This is a genomic window from Streptomyces sp. TLI_146 (genome assembly GCF_002846415.1).
GTDB lineage: Bacteria > Actinomycetota > Actinomycetes > Streptomycetales > Streptomycetaceae > Streptomyces.
The window spans coordinates 660,697-686,016 of sequence record NZ_PJMX01000001.1 but is presented as its reverse complement, the minus strand read 5'-3'; the positions used below and the strand labels follow the sequence as shown (position 1 = coordinate 686,016).

Here is a 25,320-nt window from a genome sequence, read left to right as displayed (position 1 = left end):
CCTCACTACGGGGAACGCAGATTGACGCGTCAGGCTGGCTCTTGTACACCACTGTGTGATGTGCCTCAAGCCAAGGGGGAGAGAAACGTGAAGGGCACTTTCAAAGCGTTGGGCATCACCACGGCCCTGGCTGCCGTCGTACTGGCCGCGCCCGCGACCGCGAACGCCACCGCTACCTGGTCGTGCACATCCATCTCAAGCACATACATGTTGTTCAAGGAGGGCACTCCCGTGCATACGTCGCCTGCGGGTAGCTCCAGCGTCACGGGCTACCTCGACGACTACTACCGCGCGGTCGACAAGTCGTGCATCAGCGACGCGGGCAACCAGTGGTGGCACCTTCAGCTGGAGGGCGGCTACGTCTACAACGGCTACCGGATCGGCTGACGGCTACTCCGCGATGGGTGTCATCGCGCGGGCGCGGCAGGTTGGGAGAGGTCCATGTGGACGTCCACGACCCCCTCGACGGCCTGGGCGAGCCGCGCCGCGATCGGGACCAGCGTCCGGTCGGGCATCGGCCCGTGGAAGGTCACGGTCCCTTGCTCGACCGTGGCGGTGACGGTCTGCCGTGGGAAGAGGTAGGCGATCACGGTGCGAGCCACTTCGGCGGCGATGTCGTCGTCGGGGCGCAGGAACACCTTGAGCAGGTCGCTGCGACTCACCACTCCTTGGAGCATGCCCAGTTGGTCGATGACGGGCAGTCGCTTGACCTTCCGGACGGCCATGATCCGGGCTGCCTGGGCGAGAGTGGCGTCGGGGTGCACGGTCACGGCCGGGGTGCTCATGAGCTCACCGGCGGTGACAGCCCCCGCCTTGGCCAGGTCGGAGAGGCGTTGCGGCTGGGACAGACGGTCGGGTCGGTCACCGCGGAACTCCTCCTTGGGCAGCAGGTCCGCCTCCGACACGACGCCGATCACCCGGCCCTCGCCCTCCACTACCGGCAGGGCGCTGATCTGCCACTGCTCCATCAGTTCCACGATTTCCTTGAACGGGGCGTCGCGGCCGATCGAGACGACGGTGTGGGTCATCACGTCGCTCACGGTGTGGGGCGAAGCCCCGAACTCCGCGGTCATGGTGTGCCTCCAGAGGTACGGTCGACGGTGAGGTCGAGTAAGTGGGTCGAGGAGGAGATGCGCGGCCTCCTTGGCGAACGCGGCCGCGTTGAGGGGCCGTTGGAACCGAAGGCATCCGTAGCGGCCGCGCCAGTGGACCGGGCGGTCGAGCGCGGGGCGGCGGCCACAGCGGGGTTCTGTGCGTGGCGCGGGTGGGTCACAGGGCCGGGCGGGTGTGACGTCATCGCGGGACCCCGCTCCCGTACGGTGCGTACAGGTCGAGCAGCCTGGTGCGGGCCTGTTGCAGTCGGTGGGTGAGGACCTGGCCGACCCACAGCGCGACCGAGGAGCCGAGCCGGGGGTCGCTGTCGCACATGAGGCGGACGGTGATCGCGTCGAACTCGTAGGCGCGCACGGGTGTCACCGCCTCGGCGCCCAAGTGCCAGAGGTGCGGCGGGAACAGCCAGGACCAGCCGACGAGTTCGCCGGCGCCGATCGAGTCGATGACGGCTGCCTGGCGTCCGGGGACGCGCATGTCCAGCGCTACCGTGCCGGTGTGGACCACCCAGAACCGATCGGCCCGGCGGCCCTCCTCAAAGAGGCGGGCACCCGGTGGGAAGCTCACCTCACGGGCGATGTTCACGAGCCGCTTCTGGTACGGGCCGGGCAGCGCGATCGTCATGCGGTTGGCCTGTTTGGTGGTCATGGTCGTGCTTCCTCTCGGGGTGGGGCGGACTCCGTCTGGTAGGCGGCGACTTCCTGGGTGGTGTCGACGGCGGCCGGGCTCCAGCGGGCGCGAAGGTGTCGGCAGCCCGGGTCGGGGTGGCGGCCGACGCCAGGGCCGTCCGCCACCGGATCCGCGACCAGGGTGCCGAGCCCTGCCCGGCCCAGGAGGGGCGCGACTGTGGTGACGGTCATCGGGTCCCTCCTTCGGCTCCTACGGCTCGGGCGTGTGCTCCCGGCGTCGGCGGGCCGGACCAATCGGGGCAGCGGGCGAACGGCCCTCCTGGGCGGGCCGGTCAGGTCCGCAGGTCGCCCCGTTCGGGCTCGGCGCGTGCGCCGAGGACTGGGTGGCGATCCGCTCGGCCCAGGCGGTGACGCTGTCGAAGTCGCGGAAGTCGCCGCCACGGCCGGAGGTGATCAGTGAACGGGCGATGCGGCCTTTCGCGCCCTCGCGCAGACAGCCGCCGAACGTACGGTGTTCCACCGCGTCGAGGTGGGCCATCGCACGCCGCGCGCCGGCCACCGGCGGTATCGACCGCTGTGCGGCGGACGCGTCGAGCGGACCGCTGCTGAAGAGCCATACCGCCTTACGGGACAGCTGGTCGGCGTTGCGTCGGGCGAAGCGGCGCGCGTCCCGGTGCCAGCGGCCCGCGTACACGGCGCCGCCGATCACCACGACGTCGTAGGGCGCCACGTCACCTACCTGCACGGCCGGGCGCACCTCGGTGTCCAGGCCGTGCTCGCGCAGCACCTCGCCGATCCGCTCGGCGATCTGTGCGGTGGAACCGTTCGTGGAGCCATAGGCGACAAGTGCTTTGATGCTCATGACGGACACCTGCTTTCACAGCTTGCGCATCCAGTCGTCGGCGATGCCGCGCATGGCAGGCTCGTCGGGATGCAGATGGGAGTCGTCGGTCCGGTATCCCAGCTTGTCGACCACGTCGACCACGCCGTCGACCATGCCTGTCACCCGCACGGCCACGGGTACTTCGCTGCGCCGCTCCAGCTGTCCGGTGAGGGTCACCACGCCGTCCTCGACCGTGATGTCGACCGCACCGTGCTCCAGCCACAGCGTTCCGACCAGTACGTCCCGGATCACCTCGGCGCGGATCTCCTCGTCCGCGCGCAGGAACACCTGGAGGAGGCTGCGGCGGGTCACGATGCCGACCAGCCGGTCCTCGGTGTCCAGTACCGGCAGGCGTTCGACGCGGTGCTGGGCCATGACGCGGGCGGCCCCGGCGATGGTGTCGTCGGCGCGGACCGTGACGGCGGGGGAGGACATCAGCTCGCCCGCGGTCCGGGCGCGTGCCTTGGCGCGCCGCGAGCGTGCCGCGTGTCCCAGCGCGGGTGCGTGCAGGCGGCGCGGCGGCTCGTAGGGATCCTCGGCTTCGGCCTGATGGGCCATCAAGTCCGTTTCCGAGAGCACCCCGAGGACCTTGTCGTCGTCGTCCACGACCGGAAGCCCGCTGATGCGGTGCTCTGCCAGGAGTCGGGCAACCTCCTTGAACGGGGTGCCGGGCCGGGCGCTCACCACGTCACTGGTCATCACCGAGCCGACCTTGGCGTGTTTCATGGAGGGTGCCTCCTTGTCTCGGGCATCGCGGGTGGGAGTCGGGTGGGTGGCCGGGGAGCGGCTCACCATATGGCGAGCCTGGCTGCGTGCCTGGGGGGCTGCCAGGGGCCGAACGACCCATCCCAGGGAGCGGTTCGGCCCCGTCGCGTGCCAGGGCTGCCGCGGTGCTCCCGGCAGCCGCGAGACCCGGCCGAGGGGGCTGGGGACCGGAGCTTCGCGGTTCACCGGAGCCAGCTCCGGTCGCCGACGAACGGCAGGCGCTCCCACAGCCTGCCCAGCCCCCAGGTACGTCCGGCGCCGAAGACGGCGAGGAGGATCAGGACGGCCGCGTACACCACGTGGTAGTCGACCAGGGGGTTGGCGGACGCGCTGAGGGAACCGTCGGACAGATGCCGGGCGGGCGGCCATTCTGCGATCCACATCAGGGTCATCAGCGCGGTGCCCGCCACGGCGGCGAGCCGCAGGGCCACACCGCCGGCCAGGGCGAGACCGATGCCGAACAACCCCAGCATGAACAGCCAGTCGGCCCAGGTGTCCCCGGCCCAGTCGTGGAAGGTGGACTCCATGGGGCCGGCGGCGACGCCGCTGAGGAAGCCCTTGGTGGGGGAGCCGCCGTCGATCCAGCCCTTGCCGGAATGCGTGGCGTAGCCCCAGCCGAAGGTCTTGTCGAAGAACGCCCACAGGAAGGTGAACGCCGTCACGAACCGCAGTCCGGCCAGAGTGCGCCCGAGGGTCTGCGACGAGGCCACGGCACGCTCGGCCGATGCGGCCCGTGCCGTGGTGTCCGCCCTGCTCTTGAGGCGGAAGGAGAAGCGGTTGCGTGCGTGCGGATGCGGGTGCCCGTGTACGGCCATGGTTCTCAGCCCTCTCTTCATGTTCACGCCCAGTGGTTCGACATGGACAATGTGGCGTCGGACGTGGCCGCTGTGGTGGGGGCGTTCGGGGCACCCCGTGGGGCCGTTGGTCCTTCGTACGGGACAGGTCGGGGCCGTTCGGCCCTCGCGGCCCACGCGGAACGGGGAGCAGGGTGGAACCGTTCGTCATTGCTCCGTGCCCACGGGAGGGTGTCATGGCACGTTCGGTCATCGCCGGGATCGACGGCTCGTCCGAGTCGAGAGCCGCTGCCGTGTGGGCGGCGGGCGAGGCTGAGCGGCGCGGGCTCGCGCTGACGCTGGTACATGCCTGGCAGGCGTGGCAGCCAGTCGTCGGGTACGCGCCGCTCGGCGCCGCAGCAGTGCTGTGGGAGGGGCCGGACGGGCCGGACGGCGAGGAACGCCGGGCCCGACGCATGCTGGACGAGGTGTTCGAGCAACTGCGCGACCACTGCCCGGGCGTGGAGATCACCGCGGAGCTCATTCCCGGCCAGGCGGTCGATGTCCTGCTGGCGGCCGCCGCAGAAGGCGAGGTGCTGGTCCTGGGGTCACGGGCGCCGAGCGCGCTGACGGGTTTCCTGACGGGCTCCGTCTCGATGGCCGTCCTCGCCCGTGCAGCGCGTCCGGTCGTCCTCGTCCGGCCGAAGCGGCCGGACGATGCCGTCGAGCCGGCCGGGGCGGAGGAGGGGTCCGGCGACGTGGTGCTCGGACTCGACTTCTCCCATCCCTGTGACACATTGATCGACTACGCCGTCGAAGCCGCCGCGGCACGCGGTGCTGCCCTGAGGGTCGTCCACACGTGGACGCCGCCGCCCGTCTTCGGGTACGACCCCGCCGCGGTCGACCCCCGGCACATCGTCGATCTGGGCGCCGCGGAGGCGCATGCGCTGGATGACGTACTGGAGCCGTGGCGGGCCAAGTTCCCCTCGGTGGGCATCGAGACGCGGTGTGTCGCGGACCGGCCCGCCGAACGCCTTGTCGAGGCGGCCGAGGACGCCGCGCTGCTCGTGGTCGGGCGGCGCATCCGCAGCGGAATCACCCATATCGGCCCGGTGACGCACGGGGTCCTGCACCACGCACGCACTCCCGTCGCGGTGGTCGCACATCGCTGAACGCCAGGTGCCGGGTCGTCGCCGGCCCAGGAGCAGCCGCTCCCCGGCCCGATCAGCAAGCGTGCTGTGAGGCCGACAGTTCGTACTTGACGTCCACCACGCCTTCGACGCCAAGGACGAGGCGTGCCGCCGTGGGGATCAGGCCGCTGTCGCGGGCGTCACCGCGGAGCGTGACGATGCCGTGGGCGACGTCGATACGGATGGCCCGGTGCGAGACGGGGAAGAGCGGGACGACGACCTCGCGACGGATCTGCGCGGCGAGCTCGTCGTCGGAGCGCAGGAACACCTTGAGCAGATCGGCACGGCTCACGATCCCCACCAGGCGGCCCGTACCGTCGACCACGGGCAGCCGCTTCACGTGGCTGTGGGCCATGAGACGGGCGGCCTGGGGGAGCGTGGCGTCGGGGCCGATGGTCACGGCCGGGGACGTCATCAGGTCCGCGGCCCGCGTGGAACCGGCCTTGCGGGTGTCCGCGAGGCGGCCCGCCTGCTCGATCAGGCCGGGGCCGTGCCCATGGAACTCCTCCTTGACCGGGAGGTCCGCCTGCGAGACGACCCCGGCCACCCGGCCGTCTTCTTCGAGGACCGGCACACCGGTCACCCTCCACCGCTGCATCGCGGTCACGATCTCCTTGAAGTGCGCGCTGCGCGACACGGTGACGACGGCTTGGGTCATCACCATGGCGACGGTGTACCTGCTGGTCATGGCGTACCTCCGGACCTTCTCCCGGTCAGCGTGGCACGTGGCCGGTGCGGGCGGGAGGGCCGAAGGGGGCGGTCCGCAGGGCTCATCGGCCCCTGGTGAGGCCCTCGTGCGCGGGAGCAAGGACTCGCGCGGGCGCTCCTGAGCGGCGTCGTACCCCTCGTACTTGAGTCCAGTGGAGTACGCCGTCGTCAGCCGTGCTGGGGGACGATGGCCACCGGGCAGCCGGCGTGGTGAAGCAGGGTGTGGGACACCCGGCTCAACTGGAGGCCGAGGTGGCCGTGGCGCCGCCGGGCACCCAGGACAAGGAGGTCCGCCGTGGCCGACCGGTCGCGAAGCACCTTGTGGGCCGGGCCCTCACAGGCCGCGGGGACGACCTCGACTCCGGGGTGGCCGGCGACGGGGTCGCGCAGGGCGTCGGCGATCAGCTCGGTCGCCCGTTCACGGTGCTCGTGCGCGGACCCGGCGGCCAGTAGCGGATCGTCCACGCTCTCGTTGGCCGGGCAGCGCCAGGCACGTACGGCTTCCAGCAGGCAGCCGCGTGACTGTGCCTCCCGGATGGCGAACAGCGTTGCCGCCCCGGTGGTGGCACTGTCCCCGATGCCGAGCACGATGCGGTGGTGCCGGGCCTTGAAGTTGTCCTCGCCGCCGCGCACCACGATGACAGGACAGTGCGCACGGGCCGCCACGGCGAGGCTCACGGACCCCAGGAGAAGCTCGGCGATGGGACCCCGCCCGCGCGACCCGGTGATCAGCGCACTGGCGTTGCGGGCCTGCTCCAGCAGAGCGGTCTCCGGATCCTCGGCCATCTCCTCGGCATGGACCTCCAGGTCGGGAACGCGGCGTCGAACGCGCGCGACCGCGGAGCTCGGCAGCGTCTCGTCCGGCACCTGGGCCGAGGGGATCGCCACGCCGTGTGCGGACGGCTCGGCGACCTCGTACCGCTCCCAGAGCGAGGCGTGGACGATCCGCAGGGGCAGCCTCAAGCGCTCCGCCTCGTCCGCGGCCCAGTCCAGTGCACGCAGGCTCGACGCGGATCCGTCGACGCCCACGACCAACGGCATGCCCATGGCAGCCACCGCCTCTCCGCTCTCGTACGGCATGACCTCTGCTGAGACCTTCGCGCAGCCGACGCCCGTGCGACAGGGCCGGTTCGGCCCTTGTCCGGGCCATCCGGCCTCCATGCGTGCCCGTTCGGCACTGGGACACACGCCCCGGGCGGCGGAACGTGAGCCACAGGCAACGACAAGCGTGCCTGCCGGACGGGAGAGGACGGCGATCACAGTGAAGCCCGTATGTGACACGCGGACGGTGGCGGCTCTCGTGAGGGACGCCACGACCGCGCCCTCCCTGCACAATGCCCAGCCCTGGGCTTTCGTCTTCCGCCCGGCGGACGACGTGCTGGAACTGCACGCGGATCCGGGCCGAGACCTGCCGTACGCGGACCCGAACGGGCGGGCGCTGCACATCAGTTGCGGGGCGGCACTGTTCACGCTGCGGGTGGCGATCGCCCACCGGGGCCGGGAGCCGGAGGTGTTGCTGCTGCCCGATCCCGCCCGGCCGGGCCTGCTGGCGGTGGTGCGCATGCTCAGGACACCGCACGCCGACGCGGATCTGGACGGCCTCTACCCGGCCGTGCACCGCAGGCACACGAGCCGCCACCCGTTCGCCGACACCCGCGTTCCGCAGGAGGTCTGGGACGCGCTCACCGAAGCGGCACGGGCGGAGGGCGCTGAGCTGGTGGTGCCCGGACCGTGGCACGTCCAGTCGGTGCTGGGGCTGAGCGAGGAGGCTCGGTGGTACGACGCGGAGGACCGCGACCGCGCCGCCGAGCTGGAGCGGTGGACCCGGCCGGGCAAGGACACCTCGGACAGGCCCGTCGACGGCGTGCCCGAGTACGCCTTCGGCCCCCGCCAGCGGGTCGGGGGCGCCGTGGTGCGGGACTTCTGGGCCGGGCGGATCGTGGCGGACGGGGGCACCGCCGACTTCGAGGCCGCTCCCCAGCTCGCCCTGCTGGGCACCGCGGACGACACCCCGGTGGCCTGGCTGCGCTCGGGCCAGGCCCTGCAGCGCGTCCTGCTCCTCGCCACGTGTCACGATCTGGCGGCGGGCCTGAGCAGTCAGGCCCTGGAACGCGGGGAGCTGCGGTGGGCCGCCCGGGACCCCATCTCCGCCATGCAGCATGTGCAGATGGTCCTGAGGCTCGGCTACGGTCCGATGGGTGCGCGCAGCCCGCGGCGTGCTGTGCGGGACGTACTGACGATCCATCAGGCATGATCCGGGCCGAACGGCCCCCGGTCCAGGGCCGGTTCACCCCTGCCTTGCGCTGACGTGCCGGTGCGATGGTGCGGACGGGGTCGTGGTGCCTGTCCGGCGGGCCGCCGGTATCACTCCGTCCGGTCGCGCCTGCGCACTCGCCATCACGGCTGATCCCCGCGTGCTCGCCCACGGATCACCGGAGGTTGATCATGCAACGCCACATCACCGCAGGCGTCGACGGTTCGCGCGAGAGCGTGGACGCGGCGGACTGGGCGGCCCGCGAAGCGGTGCGCCGTGGTCTGCCGCTGCACCTTCTCCATGTGGACGATGAACCCACCCCCCCGACGGGCCTGCCCGAACTGGACGTCCCGGGGGCGCGTGAGCGTACGGCGCTGGATCGAGTGACTGTCCAACTCGCCCAGTGCCACCCCGGCTTGGAGATCCATCCGGTCGTCGCGCCCGGTCCGCCGACGGCCACGATCCTGGAGGCAGCCGCCACCTCCGAGATGCTGGTCCTCGGCTCGCGCGGCTTCACCGGCTGTGCCGCGTTCCTCGTCGGCTCGGTCGCGTTGCAGGCGGCCGCGCGGGCCGCCGGCCCGGTCGTGCTCGTACGGGCGGGGGAGTGCCCCGAGGGCGAGCGGCAGGGCGGGTCGGGCACCGGAGCGTTCCGGCCCGTGGTCCTCGGCCTGGACCTGGACCACCCGTGCGACGAGCTGTTCGCGTACGCCTTCGATGCGGCGGCCACCCGCCAGGCGCCGCTCCATGTCCGGCACGCCTGGGCTGTTCCCCTGGTGCCGTCGGCGGACGCGGTGGACCCGGCGGCGGAGAAGGCCCGCGCCCTGACGGCCGCGCTGGCGCGGTGGCGGCGGAAGTTCCCCGAGACCGAGGTGGTGGAGCGCACGGTCCACGGCCGGGCCGGCCGCCAGTTGGTGATGGCCTCCACCCGTGCGAGTCTGCTGGTCATCGGCCGCCGCACCGACCGCCTCGGCCCGGTCGCCCACACCGTGATCCACCACGTGCTGTGCCCGGTGGCGGTGGTGCCGCACGAGTGAAGGCGGGGCCCGGTCCACGGCGTGCGTGGGGAGGTGCTCAGCCGCCCCGGCGAGGAGGAACGAGGGAAGGCGCCGTAACCCGGAGGTCAGCTCGGTCTTCGTCGGTGTCGACGGCTCCCTGTCGGCCCGTCAGGCGGCGCGGCGGGGAGCAGCGGAGGCCGCACGCCGCCACCGCCCCCCTCTGCCTCGTCCACGCGGACGAGGTGGCCGCGCCCGCTGCCCGGAGGCCTCGCTGCCAGTCAGCCGCGAGCTGGTTACCGCACGGCCACGGATGGCGATGACGGACCCGTGGGAGGGGAGGCGCCGCGTTCGGTCCGCCGGGCGGTGTCGCTCCGGACGAGGAGAGGGCGTACCACGGTGTGGCGTGCGGATGCGTCCGGGCGCGCCGGCCGCTCGGCGACGGGCACGGCGACCACGGGGATCGCGGCATGGCGCAGACACTCGCGGCCGACGGGCCCGAGCGGCGTGGCCCCGTACTCCGCACGGGACTTGAGCCCCAGTGCGAGCAGCAGGGCGCCGTGTGCGTGGTGGAGCAGCATCCGTGCGGGCGGCCCTTCTGCCAGGACGGCGCGTACGGTTCCATCCGTCCGCGAGCCGAAGGCCGTGCGGAGCGTCGAGGCGAGCAACTGGGCGGCTCGGGCGCGCTGTTCGGCGGCAGTGGGGCGGGCTGAGGCCGGGGCGTAGGGGGCGTGGAGGGGGCCGATCGGCTCCCAGGCGTGCACGGCCACCACATCCGTGTGCAGCACACGTGCTTGCTGGGCGGCCCAGCGCAGTGCGGCCATCGACTCCTCGGTGCCGTCGACGCCGACCACGATGCCGCGTTTGGTGGTGGGCTTTGTCATGACTCCTCCAGCCGTGGACGGCCTGTTGCCTCATGCTCGCCCGAGGCGGGTCGACGCGACAGGGGCCGAGAGGCCCAGCCGGTACCCAGTGGTCCTATGTTCCTGGCGCTCCTGGTCCCGGAAGGGCGAGAGGCGGCGTGGAGCCGGGGTGAAGGGGGTCGGGGCAGCGGGATTCGTCCCCGGCCGCCGGACCAGGGCCGGGGACGGGATCGTCCGGCCGTCCCGGGGGGAGCCGACCGGAAGCGGGGCGATCGCGCTGCTCAGCTGCCGCCGCCCGTCCGGGGCCCGGCCGCCCGGAACGGCCCCGCCCCGCCTCACGCGCCGGGGCGCTCGCTTCTGTCCTGCTGTTCCAGTTGGGAGGCGAGGACCGCTGCCTGGACCCGGCGCTGCACGCCGAGCTTGGCCAGGAGACGGGAGATGTGGTTCTTGACGGTCTTCTCCGACAGGTAGAGCTTCTTGCCGATCTCACGGTTGGTGAGTCCATCGCCGATCAACGCGAGGATGTCTCTCTCCCGCGGCGACAGGCTCGCCAGCTCGGACGGCACGGCGGGGCTCTCCGCGGGGTCCGCCCGGAGCGAGCGCATCAGGCGGGCCGTGGTGGCGGGGTCCAGCATCGACTGGCCCGAGGCCACCGTGCGGACCGCCGAGACCAGGTCGGATCCCTTGATCTGTTTGAGGACGTACCCGGACGCGCCTGCCATGATCGCGTCGAGCAGGGCCTCCTCGTCGTCGAACGAGGTCAGCATCAGACAGGCCAGCTCCGGCATCTGGTCGCGCAGCTCGCGGCAGACCGCGATGCCGTTGCCGTCCGGCAGCCGTACATCCAGGACAGCGACATCGGGGCGCAGCGCGGGGCCTCGCGCGAGCGCCTGGTCGACGTTGCCGGCGTCACCGACGACGCGGATGTCCGGCTCGGCGTCGAGGAGATCGGCCAGCCCGCGGCGAACGACCTCGTGGTCGTCCAGCAGAAACACCCGGATGGGGTCCTGCTCGGTGAACGTGCGTGCGGCTGACTCTGGCATGGCGGCCCCTCTTTCCCTGGTGGAGGACAGGCTGCGGGCTGTCCCTGGTGCCGATCATGACTCGCGGGGACCGAATGTACTAGGGCCGACAGGCCCAACTCCTCCGGAGACGCCGAGCCGGCAGCCCCTGTTCCCGCGGACCGGGCACAGGGGATCGGCCTCGTGAGCAACGCTCCTCCGCAGCCCCTGTTCCCGCGCACCGAGCGGACCGGCGGGAGCAGGCCCGCGGGGGGGGGGGCGTCACCGCACCCTCCCGGCAGGCGGATGCGGCGCGCGGGATCCGGCCGGGTTGTCGGCGTGTCCTGCGGCCGGGCGCTCGCCGGGGCGCGTGCCGAGCAGCTGTCGCCCCGGCGGGCCGCGCGGCCCCTCGCGGACCGGGACCTTCGGGACCCGTGCTGGTCCGTCCGGCCGCTGTCCCGATCCGGCCCGGCACAGAAGCATCGTCGGCGGATCGGCACATCCCAGCGACTTGTACAAGGAGCACAACCATGTCCAGGACTACGACGGGCGGCGAGCGTGCGGCGCCCGAGGCGGCTCTCGGCCTGCCCGCCGCCTCCGCGTTGGTGATCGGCAGCATCATCGGTACCGGCGTCTTCGCGCTGCCGTCCGCCCTCGCCGCCTACGGCCCCATCTCCCTGGTCGCCTTCGTCGCCGTGACCCTGGGTGCGCTGGCTCTGGCGGCGACCTTCGGCTCCCTGTCGAAGCGTGTTCCGGCGAGCGGCGGACCGTATGTCTACGCCCGGGAGGCCTTCGGTGAATTCGCGGGCTTCCTGAACGCCTGGTCCTACTGGATCACCGCGTGGGCCGGGAACGCGGCGATCGTCGTGGCCTGGGTCGGATACGTCGAGGTCTTCGTGAACACGGGCCACAAGACGTGGGTCTCCGTGGCACTCGCACTGACCGGCCTGTGGATTCCCGCCGCGATCAACCTCACGGGAGTACGCAACACCGGCGCGTTCCAGGTGATCACGACCGTACTGAAGTTCATCCCGCTGATCTTCATGGCCGGTATCGGGATCTTCTTCATCGACCCGGACAACTTCGGACCCTTCAACGCCAGCGATCACTCCGCGCTGGGAGCGATCTCCGCGGCGGGGGCCATCGCCCTGTTCAGCTACCTGGGCCTGGAAGCCGCGTCCGTGGTCGCCGGGCGGGTGCGGGACCCCGAGCGGAACGTGCCGCGTGCCACCGTGTACGGCACGCTCGTCTGCGCGGTCATCTACATCCTGGGCACACTCGCCGTCCTCGGTACCGTGTCGCACACCGAACTGGGCTCCTCCACGGCCCCGTTCACCGACGCGGCCAACAACATCGTCGGCGGCAGCTGGGCCGGTGACGCCGTCGCCGTGGCCGCCATCGTCTCCGGTATCGGCGCGCTCAACGGCTGGACCATGCTGTGCGCCGAGATGCCGTACGCGGCCGCCCGCGACGGCCTCTTCCCCGAAGCCTTCGCCAGGCTCCGCGGGGAGAAGGGCGTTCCGGCCTTCGGCATCATCGCCTCCACCGCACTCGCCTCGCTGATCACCGTGATCAGCTACACGCGCTTCGACGACGTGTTCACGAAGATCGTGCTCCTGAGCGTGCTCACCGCGGTGATCCCCTATCTGTTCTCCGCCGCCGCCCAGCTGTACTGGCTGCTGGTGCGCGGACGCGAAAGCCTGAGTCCGCGCCGGCTCGTCCGCGACGTGGGCATCGCCTGCGTGGCGATGGCCTTCTCCTACTGGTCGGTGCAGGGCAGCGGCTACCAGACCGTCTACTACGGGCTGTTCGTGCTGCTGCTCGGTGTGCCCGTCTACATCTGGCTGAAGCGGGGGCAGGGCGTGTACGGCGACGCGAACGCGTCGGGGCTCGCCCCCGCCCCGCGCGAGGAGCGGGCGCCCGAGACACCGCCCCCGGCCAAGCGGCCCTCCCCGGGGCTGAACACCAACCGTGTCGGCGGTCCGCGCGGACACCACACCCACCGCCGCCAGGACTGACCTTCCCTCTCCCCGACCGCCACCCTTCTTCAACAGGAAAGACCGCCATGAACACGTTCCACGTCGACTCCGAGGTCGGCCGCCTGCGTCAGGTGATCCTGCACCGCCCCGGCCTCGAACTCTCCCGTCTCACCCCCCGCACCGTCGACGCCCTCCTCTTCGACGACATCCTCTGGGCCAAGCGGGCCCGCGAGGAACACGACGCCTTCGCCCAGGTGCTGCGCGACCACGGCACCCGCGTCCACTACTTCGCGGACCTGCTGGCCCAGACCCTCGACATCCCCGAGGCCCGCGACTGGCTGCTGGATCGTGTGGTCACCCCCGCCGGCGTCGGGCCGGCCCTGATCGACCCGGTGCGCGGACTCTGCGGCGAGCTGGACGGGCAGACCCTGGCCGAGCACCTGATCGGCGGACTCCTCAAGAGCGACCTGCCGCTGGCCACCCCGCACAGCCTGGTCTGGAACGCGCTGGACGCCGATGACTTCGCGCTCGCCCCGCTGCCCAACCACCTCTTCCCGCGCGACAACTCCTGCTGGGTGTACGACCGTCTGTCGGTCAACCCCATGGCCAAGCACGCCCGCCGCCGCGAGAGTCTGCACGCCGAGGCCGTCTACCGCTTCCACCCGATGTTCGCCGGCGTCGCACCCGCACCGCTCCTCGATGGCGGTGCCGGCACCCTCGAAGGCGGCGATGTCCATGTCCTCGGCAACGGTGCGGTGATGGTCGGCATGGGCGAGCGCACCACCGCGCAGGCGGTGGAGAACCTGGCGGCCCGGCTGTTCGCCACCGGTACGGCACAGCGGCTCATCGCCGTCCAACTGCCCGCCACGCGCGCCTATATGCACCTCGACACGGTCCTGACCATGGTCGACCGGGATGCCTTCGCCATCTATCCGGGTCTTGCCGACTCCCTGCGTTCGTGGACACTGCTGCCCGGCACCGCCCATGAGCGCGGTTTCGACGTCCGGGCCGACTCCGACCTGGCGACCGCTCTGGCCGAGGCCCTGGACCTGGACAAGGTGCGGATGCTGTCCGCGCCGCAGGACCACCGCGGCGCCGAGCGCGAGCAGTGGGACGACGGGAGCAACTTCCTGGCCGTGGCTCCCGGGGTCGTCGTCGGCTACGAGCGCAACGTCACCACCAACACCTACCTGCGCAAGCAGGGCATCGAGATCGTGACCATCGCCGGCGCCGAACTCGGCCGCGGGCGCGGCGGCCCGCGCTGCATGAGCTGCCCCATCGAGCGCGACCCGGCCTCCTGACCCACCCGACCCGGCAAAAGGACACCACCATGACCGTCACCCTGCGAGGCCGCTCCTACCTGAGCGAACTCGACTTCACCGCCGCGGAGATCCACCACCTCCTCGACCTCGCGGCTTGCCTCAAGGACGCCAAACGCGCCGGTACCGAGCGCCCTCGCCTCACCGGCCGGCACCTCGCGCTGATCTTCGAGAAGACCTCGACCCGCACCCGCTGCGCCTTCGAGGTGGCCGCCGCCGACCAGGGAGCCGCCACCACCTACCTCGGCCCCGGCGAAACCCACATCGGCGGCAAGGAGTCCATCGCCGACACCGCCCGCGTGCTCGGCCGGATGTTCGACGCGATCGAATACCGGGGCAGCGGCCAGCCGATCGTCACGGAGCTCGCCGCCCACAGCGGCGTCCCCGTCTACAACGGCCTCACCGACACCGCCCATCCCACCCAGAGCCTGTGCGATGTCCTCACCATGCGCGAGCACAGCGCCAAGTCCCTGCGGGACATCGCCTACTGCTACCTCGGCGACGCCCGTAACAACATGGGCAACTCCCTGCTGTCCATGGGAGCTCTGCTCGGCATGGACGTCCGCATCGCCGCCCCCAGGCAGCTGTGGCCGGACACGGAACTGGTGGCCACATGCCGGGCGCTCGCCGAGCGCAGCGGAGCCCGTATCACCCTCACCGAGGACGTCGAGACCGCCGTACGCGGCGCCGACTTCCTGCACACCGACGTATGGGTCTCCATGGGCGAGCCCGCCGACACCTGGCAGGAGCGCATCGAACTGCTGCTGCCCTACCAGGTGGACGAGAAGACCCTCGCCCTCACCGGCAACCCGGACGTGAAGTTCATGCACTGCCTGCCGGCCCTGCACGACCGCAGCACCCGCCTCGGCCGCGACCTCTACGACACGCACGGCCTCAACGGCCTGGAAGTCACCGACGAGGTCTTCTCCTCGCCGCAGTCCATCGTCTTCGACCAGGCGGAGAACCGGCTGCACACCATCAAGGCCGTACTCGTCGCCACCCTGGAGGACTGACATCGTGCGTATCGTCGTCGCCCTCGGAGGCAATGCTCTGCTCCACCGCGGTGAACGCCCCGACGCGGCGGTCCAGCAGGCCAACATCGACCGGGTCGCCACCGCACTGGCCGCCCTCGCCCGTGAACACGAACTCGTCATCACCCACGGCAACGGCCCCCAGGTCGGCCTGCTGGCCGTGGAGAGCGCGGCCGACCCCGCGCTGAGCGCCCCCTACCCGCTGCATCTGCTCGGAGCGCAGACCCAGGGAATGATCGGCTCCCTGCTGGCCTGCACGCTGCACGACGTCCTTCCCGGCCGCCGCATCACGGCCCTGGTCACCCACACCCTGGTCCGGGCCGACGACCCGGCCTTCGCACGGCCCACGAAGTTCGTCGGTCAGGTCTACCCCCATGACGCCGCCCGCTCCCTCGCCCGCGAGCGCGGCTGGCACATCGCGCAGGACACCACGGGCTGGCGCCGGGTCGTGCCCTCGCCGACGCCCGAACGGATCATGGAGACCGACACCGTCCATGAGCTGCTCAACAGCGGGGGGCTGGTCATCTGCGCCGGAGGCGGTGGCGTCCCCGTCACCGCCGACGCCACTACAGGCGCGTTGACGGGCGTCGAGGCGGTCATCGACAAGGACCTCACCGCCGCCCTGCTCGCCGAGGAGGTGAAGGCCGACTTCCTGCTCGTCCTCACCGACGTGCCGTGCGTGTACAAGGACTACGGGACCCCCGCTCAACAGCCCGTTCTCGACGCCACCCCGGCCGAGCTGCGCCGCGAGGGCTTCCCGGACGGCTCCATGGGGCCCAAGGCCGAGGCCGCCGCCCGTTTCGTGGAGCGGACCGGAGGAATCGCCGCCATCGGGGCGCTCGACGCGGCGTACGAGATCGTGCACGGCAGGTCGGGCACGCTGGTCCGCCCGGATCTCGCGGCCGGCTGAGGGGCGGCGGCACACCCAGGCCGTTCGGCCCCTCGGAGGCGGGGCCGGACGGCCTGGGGAGGGCGCCCCCTGTGGCACTCCCTGCGGCAGACGCGAGCGACAAGCATGCGAAGTGCAGAGCCAGCGAGGACTGTGGAGAGGGATGGCGATGACCACCACCATGACAGCCGGAGACCGGGTTACCGGATCCTGGCGAGGTTTCGACGGGACCACCTGGCGCGAGCGGATCGACGTGCGTGACTTCATCCAGGCCAACGTCACCCCGTACGAGGGCGACGCCTCATTCCTCAGCGGGCCCACCGACCGCACCCGAGCCGTCTGGGAAAAGGTCAGCGCCCGCTTCCCCGAGGAGCGCCGCAAGGGCGTTCTCGACGTCGACACCGCCACGCCTTCCACGATCACCTCGCACGCCCCCGGCTGGATCGACCGCGACCGCGAACTGATCGTCGGCCTGCAGACCGACGCCCCGCTCAAGCGGGCGATCATGCCGGGCGGCGGTCTGCGCATGGTGGAGAACAGTCTCAAGGCGTACGGGTACGAACCGGACCCGTACGTCACCAAGGTCTTCGGGATCCACCGCAAGACCCACAACGACGGCGTCTTCGACGCCTACACGCCCGAGATGCGCGCCGCGCGCAGGGCCGGGATCATCACCGGACTGCCCGACGCCTATGGCCGGGGCCGGATCATCGGCGACTACCGGCGCGTGGCGCTGTACGGCACCGACCGGCTGATCGAGGCCAAGCGGGCCGAGAAGGCGCTGCTGGACGAGCGGCCGTCCAGCGAGCACGTCATCCGTGACCGGGAGGAACTGGCCGAGCAGATCCGCGCGTTGGGTGAGCTCGCCCGGATGGCGGCCACGTACGGATGCGATATCTCCCGTCCCGCGACCAACGCGCACGAGGCCGTGCAGTGGCTCTACCTCGGCTATCTCGCCGCGGTGAAGGAGCAGAACGGCGCAGCGATGTCGCTGGGCCGCACGTCGACCTTCCTCGACGTCTACTTCCAGCGGGACCTGGAGGAGGGCCTGCTCGACGAGTCCGGCGCCCAGGAGCTGATCGACGACTTCGTCATCAAGCTGCGGATCGTCCGGTTCCTGCGCACCCCCGAGTACGACGCCCTGTTCTCCGGCGACCCCACCTGGGTGACGGAGTCCATCGGCGGCATCGGCGCCGACGGCCGCCCGCTGGTCACCCGCAGTTCCTTCCGCTTTCTGCAGACGCTCTACAACCTCGGCCCGGCCCCCGAGCCCAACCTCACCGTGCTGTGGTCGCCGCGGCTGCCCGCCGGATTCAAGGAGTTCTGCGCGCGGGTGTCCATCGACACCAGCTCCATCCAGTACGAGTCCGACGAGCTGATGCGCCCGCGCACCGGCGACGACACCGCGATCGCCTGCTGTGTCTCGGCCATGGCGGTGGGAAAGCAGATGCAGTTCTTCGGCGCCCGGGTCAATCTGGCGAAGGCATTGCTCTATGCGGTCAACGGCGGCCGGGACGAGCTCACGGGCGAACAAGTCGCCCCAGAAGCAACGCCGTTGACCGGCGATGTGCTCGACTACGACGAGCTTGCGGCGGCGTACGACCGCACGCTCGACTGGCTTGCCCGGACCTATGTGAACGCCCTCAACGTCATCCACTACATGCACGACAAGTACGCCTACGAGCGCATCGAGATGGCGCTGCACGACCATCCCGTACACCGCTTCATGGCCTGCGGCATCGCCGGTCTGTCGGTCGCCGCGGACAGCCTGTCCGCCGCGAAGTACGCACGCGTGCGGGTGATCAGGGACGCCACGGGGCTGGCCGTGGACTACGAGGTGGAGGGGGAGTTCCCCGCCTACGGCAACAACGACGACCGCGTCGACGCCCTGGCCGTCGGCCTGGTCGAGTCCTTCATGGCCAAGGTCCGCAGGCATCCCGCCCACCGGGACGCCGAGCACACCCAGTCGGTGCTGACGATCACCTCGAACGTCGTCTACGGCAAGCACACCGGCAACACCCCCGACGGGCGCCGTGCCGGACAGCCCTTCGCGCCCGGGGCCAATCCGATGAACGGCCGTGACCGGCACGGTGTGGCCGCTTCCGCGCTCTCGGTCGCCAAGCTGCCCTACGAGCAGGCCCGTGACGGCATCTCGCTGACCACGACCATCACCCCGGAAGGGCTCGGGCACGTGCCGCAGGAGCGTGCGGGCAACCTGGTGGGCATCCTCGACGCCTATATGAGCGCCGGCGGCTTCCACATGAACGTGAACGTGCTCGACCGCGCCACCCTCCAGGACGCCATGGAGCACCCAGAGAAGTACCCGGACCTGACCATCCGGGTCTCCGGATACGCCGTCAACTTCGTCCGCCTGACCCGAGAGCAGCAGCTCGACGTGATCAGCCGGACCTTCCACGGAGCGCTGTGAACACCGCCACCGACCGCGTGACCGGCCGGATCCACTCCTGGGACCTGTCCACCGGCGTGGACGGCCCCGGAACCCGGTTCGTCCTCTTCGTCAGCGGCTGCCCGCTGCGCTGCCTGTACTGCGCCAACCCGGACACCTGGCACATGCGGGACGGGCGCCGGGTGTCCGTCGACGAGGTGATGGAGGAGATCGACAAGTACCGGGGGTTCATCACCACGGCCGGCGGCGGCGCCACCCTCACCGGCGGAGAGCCCCTGCTCCAGCCCGCGTTCACCGCCGCCGTGCTGCGCCGCTGCAAGGAGGCGGGGCTGCACACCGCGCTGGACACCTCCGGCTTCCTCGGCGCCCGCGCCACCGACGAACTCCTCGCCGACACCGACCTGGTGCTGCTGGACATCAAGTCCTTCGATAGCGACACCTACCGGAAGCTGACCGGCGGCGAGCTCGCCCCCACCCTGGACTTCGCCACCCGTCTCGACCGCCTCGGCGTGCCGATGTGGATCCGGTACGTGCTGGTCCCCGGCTGGACCGACGACCTGCGGCGGGTGGACGCCCTGGCCCGCTTCGTCGCGGGTCTGGGCATGGCCGAGCGGGTCGACGTCCTGCCGTTCCACAAGCTCGGCGCCGCGAAGTACGACGCGCTGGGCATCCCTTTCCCGCTGCGCGATCAGCCGGTCCCCGATACGGCCATGATCGAGCGCGTCCGCGCGCGCTTCCGCGAGCACGGTGTGGCGGCCTGCTGACCAGCGCGCAGGGACCGTCGGCCCCGAATGGGGACCAGTGGGCCCTGCCCCGAGAACGCCGCGCGGACGACGCTGATATCGGATCCCTTGCACACAGGAGGTAGAAAGAATGCTCCGCACTGTCACCGTAGGTCTCGACGGCTCGCCCGAGAGCCTGGCCGCCGCGGAATGGGCGGCCCGTGAGGCGAAGTTGCGTGACCTGCCACTGAGGATCATCCACGTGTGGGAGCCGGTTCCGGAGCCCGTGGCCCAGGCGCCCTTGGTGGGAGGCGAGACCCAGCAGCACTGGAGTGAGCGCATCCCGCGCGAAGCCGCCGAGGGGCTCCGGCTGCGCCACCCCGGCGTCGAGGTGAGCAGGGAGCAACTGTCCGGACACCCCGGTGCGGTGCTCTGCGAGGCGGCGCAGACCGCGGAACTGCTCGTGATCGGCTCGCGTGGTCTGAGCGGAATCGGTGGCTTCCTGATCGGCTCCATCGGACTGAACGTGGTCGCCCACACGAAGCGGCCCGTGGTGCTGGTCCGGGCGGGGGAGTCCGCCGCCGACGAGCACGAGATGGACCCGGCGGGAGTGCCCAGCGCCGCGGCGCCCTTCCAGCCCGTCGTCCTGGGCCTGGACACCCGCAGCCCGGACGACACGCTGATCGAGTTCGCGTTCGACGCCGCCCGGCGCCGTGCCACCTCCCTGCACGCCGTGCACGGCTGGTTCCCGCCCGCGTCCTACGCGTACGGGATGGTCACGAGTCCTCCCCTGTACGAAGCCCTCGGTCTGGGGGAATCGCAGGCCCTGGCGGAGGTGCTGCGCCCGTGGCGGCACAAGTTCCCGGACGTGGACGTCGTTGAGGAGTCGGGCTACGGCAGCGCCGCCGAGCTGCTGGTGGACGCGGCGCAGCGGGCCTCCCTGGTGGTGGTGGGCCGGCGCACCCGGCGCGGCCCGCTCGGCGCCCATATCGGCCATGTGGCGCACGCCGTACTGCACCACAGTGCCGCTCCCGTGGCCGTCGTCCCCCACGACTGACCTACTCCGAGGGGGGTGGGTGTGAAGGGCCCGGTTGTTCACGGGCCCGCGACGCCTGATCTTCCCTTCACTTTCGGAAGGAACACCCTGCCATGACCGTACGCGTCGGCATCAACGGCTTCGGTCGTATCGGGCGCACCTATCTGCGCGCCGCCCTGGACCGTGCCGAAGCGGGCACCCAGGACGTCGAGGTGGTCGCCGTGAACGACATCGCCCCGCCCGCCACCCTCGCCCATCTGCTGGAGTACGACTCGACGTTCGGGCGCATCGGGCGCGACGTCCGCCACGACGAGAGCTCCCTGACGGTCGACGGGCGCCGCATCATCGTCACCGCCGAGCGCGACCCGGCCGCGCTGCACTGGTCCGACTACGGCGCCGAGGTCGTCGTCGAGTCCACCGGCCGCTTCCGCGACCGGGACTCAGCGGCCCTGCACCTGAAGGGCGGAGCCCACACCGTGCTGCTGTCGGCGCCGGGCAAGGGCGTGGACGCCACCATCGTGATGGGAGTCAACGACCGTACCTACGACCGGGATCGTGACCGGATCATCTCCGCCGCCTCGTGCACCACCAACTGCGTGGCCCCGATGGTGAAGGTGCTCGACGACGCCTTCGGTATCGAGCGCGGAATGATGACCACCATCCACGGCTACACCAACGACCAGTCGCTCCTGGACGGCCCGCACAAGGACCTGCGCCGGGCCCGCTCGGCCGCCCTCAGCATCATCCCCACCAGCACCGGTGCAGCGCGTGCCGTGGGCCTGGTGGTGCCGGAGCTGGCCGGGGCGCTGGACGGGATCGCGGTGCGGGTGCCCGTGGAGGACGGCTCGCTCACCGACCTCGCCGTCGTCCTACGCCGGGAGGCGACCGCGGATGAGATCAACGCCGCGTTCGAGGCGGCCGCGGACGGCCCGCTCAACGGCATCCTGCGCGTCTCCACGGCCCCGATCGTGTCCCGCGACGTGATCGGCGACCCGGTGTCCTGCGTGTTCGACCCGGCCCTGACCCAGGCCAACGGCACCCTGGCCAAGGTCTTCGGCTGGTACGACAACGAATGGGGCTACACCAACCGCCTCCTGGACCTGACGGCCCTGGTCGCGGACGACTGACCCACCGCGCAGCGAAGAGGGGTCGGTCGGCTGCGAGGGGAGAGCCGGCCGGCCCCGGCCGGTCTCCATGCGGCCCATGTGAGGGCCCTGCGTGCCGGCGGACGATCGACGTACCGACAGCGATGGAGGAGACCTGCGATGACGGACGACCTGCTCGAGCGCCCCCCGGTCCACGCACTGCTCGCGGACGGCACCACCGTGCGCATACGGTCCGCCCTGCCGGGTGACCACGACCAACTGCAAGGGCTGTACGAGGAGATGTCCCCGGAGAACCTGCGCCTGCGGTTCTTCACGACGAGCCGAAGCTCGGCGGCCAGGGCCGCCGAGCGTGCCTGCGCCGCCACCCGCCCGGGGTATCGGGCCCTGCTGGCGGAGGTGGACGGCCGGGTGATCGGCCTGGCCGAATACGAGACGGACGGGCACCAGGACACCGCGGAGATCTCCATCGCCGTCGCCGACGGTCTGCACCACCGGGGCGTGGGTACCCTGCTCGTCGAGCACCTGGTCTCCGCGGCGCGGGCGGAGGGCATCACCACCTTCACGGCCGACGCGCTCAGCGAGAACCACGAGGTGCTGCGCCTGTTCGCCGACCTCGGCCTGCGCACCTCCCGACGCTTCGAGGGCCCCGAGGTGCGGTGGACCGCCCACCTCGACCAGGACGACACCTACCTGTCGGCCGTGGAGGCCCGCGGCCGGGCCGCCGATGTGGCCAGCCTGCTGCCCCTGCTGCGGCCCTCCGTGGTCGCCGTCGTCGGTGCCGGCCGCAAGCCCGGGTCGGTGGGCCGGGCGATCCTCCACCACCTGCGCACCGGGGGCTACACCAGCCACCTGTTCGCGGTGAATCCCGCCGTCAGCTCGGTTCTCTCGGTGCCGTCCTACCCATCGGTCGCGGCCCTGCCCAAGACCCCGGATCTGGCGGTCGTGGCCGTACCGGCCGCAGCGGTCCCGGCAGTCGCCGAGGAGTGCGGCCGGGCCGGGGTGCGCGCCCTCGTCACCGTCACCGCCGGACTCGACCACACCCAGGCCCAGTCGCTGCGGACCGCCTGCCGCACCTACGGCATGCGGCTGGTGGGACCCAACTGCCTGGGCATCTCGAACACCGAAGCGGGACTGAGCCTGGACGCGACATTCGCCGCCGGTCATCCGCGCCCCGGGACGGCCGGGGTCGCGGTCCAGTCCGGCGGGGTCGGCATCGCGCTCCTGGAAGGGCTGTCCCGGCTGGGCATCGGCGTCTCCTCCTTCGCCTCCCTCGGCGACAAGTACGACGTCAGCGGCAACGACATGCTCCAGTGGTGGGAGAGCGACGGCCGTACCGACCTGGCCCTGCTGCACCTGGAATCGTTCGGCAACCCGCGTGCCTTCTCCCGCACCGCCCGCCGCGTGACGCGCCGCATCCCCGTGCTGACCGTCGACGCGGGCCGTACCGAGGCGGGCCGCAACGCGGCCGCCTCCCACACCGCGGCCGCCGCGACCCGCACCATGACCCGCGGCGCGCTGTTCACCCAGGCCGGTGTCACCGCGACCCGCTCGGTCGGTGAACTCCTGGAAACCGCGGCCCTGCTGCACTCCCAGCCCCTGCCGGCAGGGCGCCGGGTCGTGATCGTCACCAACGCGGGGGGAGCCGGCGTACTCACCGCCGACGCCTGCGCGGAGGCGGGACTTGCCCTGCCCCCGCTCACTCCCGCGACGATCGACGAACTGCTGGATGTGCTCCCGGAAGGCGCGGCCGTCGGCAACCCCGTCGACGCCACCGCCGCGGTGTCCGAGGAACAGCTGACGGCGTGCGTGGACCGCCTCACCCGCTGCCCCGGCATCGACGCCGTGGTGGTGGCCCTCGTGCCGACAGCGGTCGCCCAGGCCACCGGTGACGATCTCGTACGCTCCCTCACCGGTGCCCCCGGACGCCGGGCGCGGCCCGTGCTCGCCGTACGCCTGGAACAGGACCTGCCCGTACGGCTGCTGCCCGCTGCGGACGGCGGCACGGTTCCCTCCTACGCCGAACCGCAGGCGGCGGCCCGCGCCCTGGGCCACGCCGCCGACCGCGCCGCGTGGCTGGCCCAGCCCGTGGGCACCGTCCCCGACCTGGACGGCATCGAGACCACACAGGCCCGCGCGGTCGTGGCGCGGTACCTCGCCGCGCACCCCGAAGGAGGCTGGCTCGACCCGCGTACCTGTGCCGACCTGCTGGGCTGCTACGGCATTCCGCAGATTCCGTGGGCCTGGGCCGAAACCGAGGACGACGCCGTCCTCGCCGCCGACCGGCTGCGCGGCTTCGACGGCCGGGTCGTCATGAAGGCCCACTGGCCCGGCCTGCTGCACAAGACCCAGCAGCACGCGGTCCATCTGGACCTGCGCGGCGACTCCCAGGTGCGGGCCGCCTTCCGCGACCTGGAAACCCGCTTCGCGGGACTGATGACCGGCGTGGTCCTGCAACCCCTGGCCGACCGCGGCACCGAGCTGTTCGCGGGCGTCGTCCAGGACGAGGTCTTCGGCCCGCTCGTCCTGTTCGGCCTCGGAGGCACGGCCACCGAGGTACTGGCCGACCACGCGGCCCGCCTGGCCCCGCTCACCGACCTCGACGTGCACGAGCTGCTCACGTCACCGCGGTGCGCCCCCCTGCTGCTGGGCGCGAACGGCAGCCCCTGCGCCGACCTGGAAGCACTGGAGCAGCTGCTCCTTCGGCTGTCGCGGTTGGCGGCGGACGTGCCGCAGCTCGCCGAAGCCGACTTCAACCCGGTCCTGGCGGCACCGGCCGGCGTCACCGTCCTGGACGCGCGGGTGCGTCTGCTGCCGCGCCACCCGCAGGACCCGTATCTGCGCCGGCTGCGCTGAAGAGGGAGGGCCACCTCGCGGCGCCGTGGGGCGGGCTCTCCGCGAGCGGGCCCTCTCCGGACCTGCCGAGTGACCGGGCAGGTCCGGAGAGGGGATACGGGGGCGGCGTCGTCGGTGCAGGCCGCCCTTGAGGTGGGCAGAGCGATCGGGGCGAGGAGCCCCTCAGCCGGTCTTGTTGCCCCAGCGCGGTCCCACGAGTTCCCACTCGCATCCCCACGCGTCCATACGGCGACGGTCGAGCCGCCACCGGGCGATCGTCCCGGCGCCGAAGACCAGGCCGCCGAGCACGGCCGCGGCAGCGGTCCCCAAGGATCCCGCCTCGATGGCTGCCGCTGTGGAGCTTGTCGGCGGGAGGGTGAGCCGGCCCCGGCTGTCCTGCCAGAGCGTGACCTGGGATCCGGCTGTGAGACCGGCGTTCACGACGCCCCGGCCGGTGCGGGGCGAACCGTCGGGCGCCGTCCAGCGCACCGGTGCCATACGGCGGTCGGGGGTTCCGCGAGGCGCGCTGGGGTCACGTGGGACGTCGCTGAGGAGCACGGCCCGCACGGACCGCCGCTCGGCCCGTTGTCGCGCGAACATCGCGTCCGCGGCGTGGGCCGTGGTCAGCCCCGCGACGGTGCCGCCCACGACCACCACCGTCCACACGGCCAGCACGAGCCAGGCCTCGACGATGTCGTGGCGTCGCCGCAGCGGATTGTTCCGCCACCGCCACAGCCGTTGCCTCGCGTACTCGGATCCGCTCATCGGTCGGCACCTCCCCCTCGTGGTCGTGTGTCCGAAGGTGACAGCCGCGGCCGTGCCGGGGGCAGG

General features: G+C 71.7%; 25 protein-coding genes. 13 read left to right on the top strand and 12 right to left on the bottom strand.

The features are described 5' to 3' along the window. Positions 1 to 65: 65 nt before the first annotated feature. Positions 66 to 218 (bottom strand): hypothetical protein, encoded by a 153-nt coding sequence (locus BX283_RS40435; RefSeq protein ID WP_180357027.1) that lies wholly within the window; start codon positions 216 to 218, stop codon positions 66 to 68. A 13-nt stretch (positions 219 to 231) separates the two neighbouring features. Here BX283_RS40435 and BX283_RS40430 point away from each other — a divergent pair, with 13 nt between their 5' ends. After that, complete coding sequence (locus tag BX283_RS40430; RefSeq protein ID WP_180357026.1) at positions 232 to 387, top strand: hypothetical protein; 156 nt, start codon at positions 232 to 234, stop codon at positions 385 to 387. Positions 388 to 407: 20 nt separating this feature from the next. Here BX283_RS40430 and BX283_RS03175 read toward each other — a convergent pair whose 3' ends face one another. From BX283_RS03175 to BX283_RS03150, 6 genes are all read right to left on the bottom strand, one after another. Beyond that, positions 408 to 1,073: a CBS domain-containing protein gene (locus BX283_RS03175; RefSeq protein ID WP_257581841.1), complete on the bottom strand. Its 666-nt coding sequence runs from the start codon at positions 1,071 to 1,073 to the stop codon at positions 408 to 410. 220 nt (positions 1,074 to 1,293) lie between these two features. Further along, on the bottom strand, positions 1,294 to 1,758 hold the full coding sequence (locus BX283_RS03170) for a Crp/Fnr family transcriptional regulator (RefSeq protein ID WP_257581840.1): 465 nt from the start codon (positions 1,756 to 1,758) through the stop codon (positions 1,294 to 1,296). Next, positions 1,755 to 1,970, bottom strand: a complete 216-nt coding sequence (locus tag BX283_RS03165) for a hypothetical protein (RefSeq protein WP_101386136.1) — start codon at positions 1,968 to 1,970, stop codon at positions 1,755 to 1,757. Before BX283_RS03165 ends, BX283_RS03170 begins: the two co-directional genes overlap by 4 nt. A 19-nt stretch (positions 1,971 to 1,989) precedes the next feature. After that, positions 1,990 to 2,601, bottom strand: a complete 612-nt coding sequence (locus BX283_RS03160) for a flavodoxin domain-containing protein (RefSeq protein ID WP_101386135.1) — start codon at positions 2,599 to 2,601, stop codon at positions 1,990 to 1,992. Positions 2,602 to 2,616: 15 nt separating this feature from the next. Then, entirely contained in the window at positions 2,617 to 3,348 is a 732-nt protein-coding gene (locus BX283_RS03155; protein ID WP_101386134.1) for a CBS domain-containing protein, read from the bottom strand. 221 nt (positions 3,349 to 3,569) lie between these two features. Next, positions 3,570 to 4,202: a hypothetical protein gene (locus BX283_RS03150; RefSeq protein WP_101386133.1), complete on the bottom strand. Its 633-nt coding sequence runs from the start codon at positions 4,200 to 4,202 to the stop codon at positions 3,570 to 3,572. A gap of 215 nt (positions 4,203 to 4,417) precedes the next feature. On the opposite strand from BX283_RS03150, the gene BX283_RS03145 reads away from it, so the two are divergent. Continuing rightward, positions 4,418 to 5,332, top strand: coding sequence for a universal stress protein (locus tag BX283_RS03145; protein WP_101386132.1), 915 nt, complete (start codon positions 4,418 to 4,420; stop codon positions 5,330 to 5,332). A 52-nt stretch (positions 5,333 to 5,384) separates the two neighbouring features. Here the strand turns inward: BX283_RS03145 and BX283_RS03140 are convergent, their stop codons facing one another. Beyond that, positions 5,385 to 6,038, bottom strand: a complete 654-nt coding sequence (locus tag BX283_RS03140) for a CBS domain-containing protein (RefSeq protein WP_101386131.1) — start codon at positions 6,036 to 6,038, stop codon at positions 5,385 to 5,387. Between the two features lie 188 nt (positions 6,039 to 6,226). Beyond that, the gene (locus tag BX283_RS03135; RefSeq protein WP_257581837.1) at positions 6,227 to 7,138 is read right to left on the bottom strand and encodes a universal stress protein; all 912 of its coding nucleotides are present in this window, start codon (positions 7,136 to 7,138) and stop codon (positions 6,227 to 6,229) included. 220 nt (positions 7,139 to 7,358) lie between these two features. Here BX283_RS03135 and BX283_RS03130 point away from each other — a divergent pair, with 220 nt between their 5' ends. Further along, entirely contained in the window at positions 7,359 to 8,312 is a 954-nt protein-coding gene (locus tag BX283_RS03130) for a nitroreductase family protein (RefSeq protein WP_257581836.1), read from the top strand. A gap of 191 nt (positions 8,313 to 8,503) precedes the next feature. Next, on the top strand, positions 8,504 to 9,346 hold the full coding sequence (locus BX283_RS03125; protein WP_101386128.1) for a universal stress protein: 843 nt from the start codon (positions 8,504 to 8,506) through the stop codon (positions 9,344 to 9,346). A 254-nt stretch (positions 9,347 to 9,600) separates the two neighbouring features. On the opposite strand, the gene BX283_RS03120 is transcribed toward BX283_RS03125, so the two are convergent. Both BX283_RS03120 and BX283_RS03115 read right to left on the bottom strand, forming a co-directional pair. Further along, a complete protein-coding gene (locus BX283_RS03120; protein ID WP_101386127.1) occupies positions 9,601 to 10,188 on the bottom strand; it encodes a universal stress protein in 588 nt (195 codons plus the stop codon). Positions 10,189 to 10,502: 314 nt separating this feature from the next. Next, positions 10,503 to 11,210, bottom strand: coding sequence for a response regulator transcription factor (locus BX283_RS03115; RefSeq protein ID WP_101386126.1), 708 nt, complete (start codon positions 11,208 to 11,210; stop codon positions 10,503 to 10,505). A 488-nt stretch (positions 11,211 to 11,698) separates the two neighbouring features. Here BX283_RS03115 and BX283_RS03110 point away from each other — a divergent pair, with 488 nt between their 5' ends. From BX283_RS03110 to BX283_RS03070, 9 genes are all read left to right on the top strand, one after another. Continuing rightward, positions 11,699 to 13,186 carry an APC family permease gene (locus BX283_RS03110; RefSeq protein WP_101386125.1) on the top strand — a complete coding sequence of 496 codons (1,488 nt, stop codon included), beginning with the start codon at positions 11,699 to 11,701 and terminating at the stop codon, positions 13,184 to 13,186. 47 nt (positions 13,187 to 13,233) lie between these two features. Then, positions 13,234 to 14,448 (top strand): arginine deiminase, encoded by a 1,215-nt coding sequence (locus BX283_RS03105; RefSeq protein WP_101386124.1) that lies wholly within the window; start codon positions 13,234 to 13,236, stop codon positions 14,446 to 14,448. A 29-nt stretch (positions 14,449 to 14,477) separates the two neighbouring features. Continuing rightward, a complete protein-coding gene (gene argF / locus BX283_RS03100; RefSeq protein ID WP_101386123.1) occupies positions 14,478 to 15,479 on the top strand; it encodes an ornithine carbamoyltransferase in 1,002 nt (333 codons plus the stop codon). A gap of 4 nt (positions 15,480 to 15,483) precedes the next feature. After that, positions 15,484 to 16,407, top strand: coding sequence for a carbamate kinase (locus tag BX283_RS03095; protein ID WP_101386122.1), 924 nt, complete (start codon positions 15,484 to 15,486; stop codon positions 16,405 to 16,407). Positions 16,408 to 16,555: 148 nt separating this feature from the next. Then, positions 16,556 to 18,814, top strand: a complete 2,259-nt coding sequence (gene pflB, locus BX283_RS03090) for a formate C-acetyltransferase (RefSeq protein WP_101392097.1) — start codon at positions 16,556 to 16,558, stop codon at positions 18,812 to 18,814. After that, entirely contained in the window at positions 18,811 to 19,557 is a 747-nt protein-coding gene (pflA, locus tag BX283_RS03085; RefSeq protein WP_180357025.1) for a pyruvate formate-lyase-activating protein, read from the top strand. The genes pflB and pflA overlap by 4 nt, the downstream gene beginning before the upstream one ends. Before the next feature lie 109 nt (positions 19,558 to 19,666). Continuing rightward, positions 19,667 to 20,572 carry a universal stress protein gene (locus BX283_RS03080; protein ID WP_101386121.1) on the top strand — a complete coding sequence of 302 codons (906 nt, stop codon included), beginning with the start codon at positions 19,667 to 19,669 and terminating at the stop codon, positions 20,570 to 20,572. A gap of 92 nt (positions 20,573 to 20,664) precedes the next feature. Beyond that, a complete protein-coding gene (gene gap, locus BX283_RS03075) occupies positions 20,665 to 21,678 on the top strand; it encodes a type I glyceraldehyde-3-phosphate dehydrogenase (protein WP_101386120.1) in 1,014 nt (337 codons plus the stop codon). A gap of 138 nt (positions 21,679 to 21,816) precedes the next feature. After that, on the top strand, positions 21,817 to 24,510 hold the full coding sequence (locus BX283_RS03070) for a bifunctional GNAT family N-acetyltransferase/acetate--CoA ligase family protein (protein WP_101386119.1): 2,694 nt from the start codon (positions 21,817 to 21,819) through the stop codon (positions 24,508 to 24,510). A gap of 162 nt (positions 24,511 to 24,672) precedes the next feature. On the opposite strand, the gene BX283_RS03065 is transcribed toward BX283_RS03070, so the two are convergent. Next, the gene (locus BX283_RS03065; protein WP_101386118.1) at positions 24,673 to 25,254 is read right to left on the bottom strand and encodes a hypothetical protein; all 582 of its coding nucleotides are present in this window, start codon (positions 25,252 to 25,254) and stop codon (positions 24,673 to 24,675) included. Positions 25,255 to 25,320 lie beyond the last annotated feature (66 nt).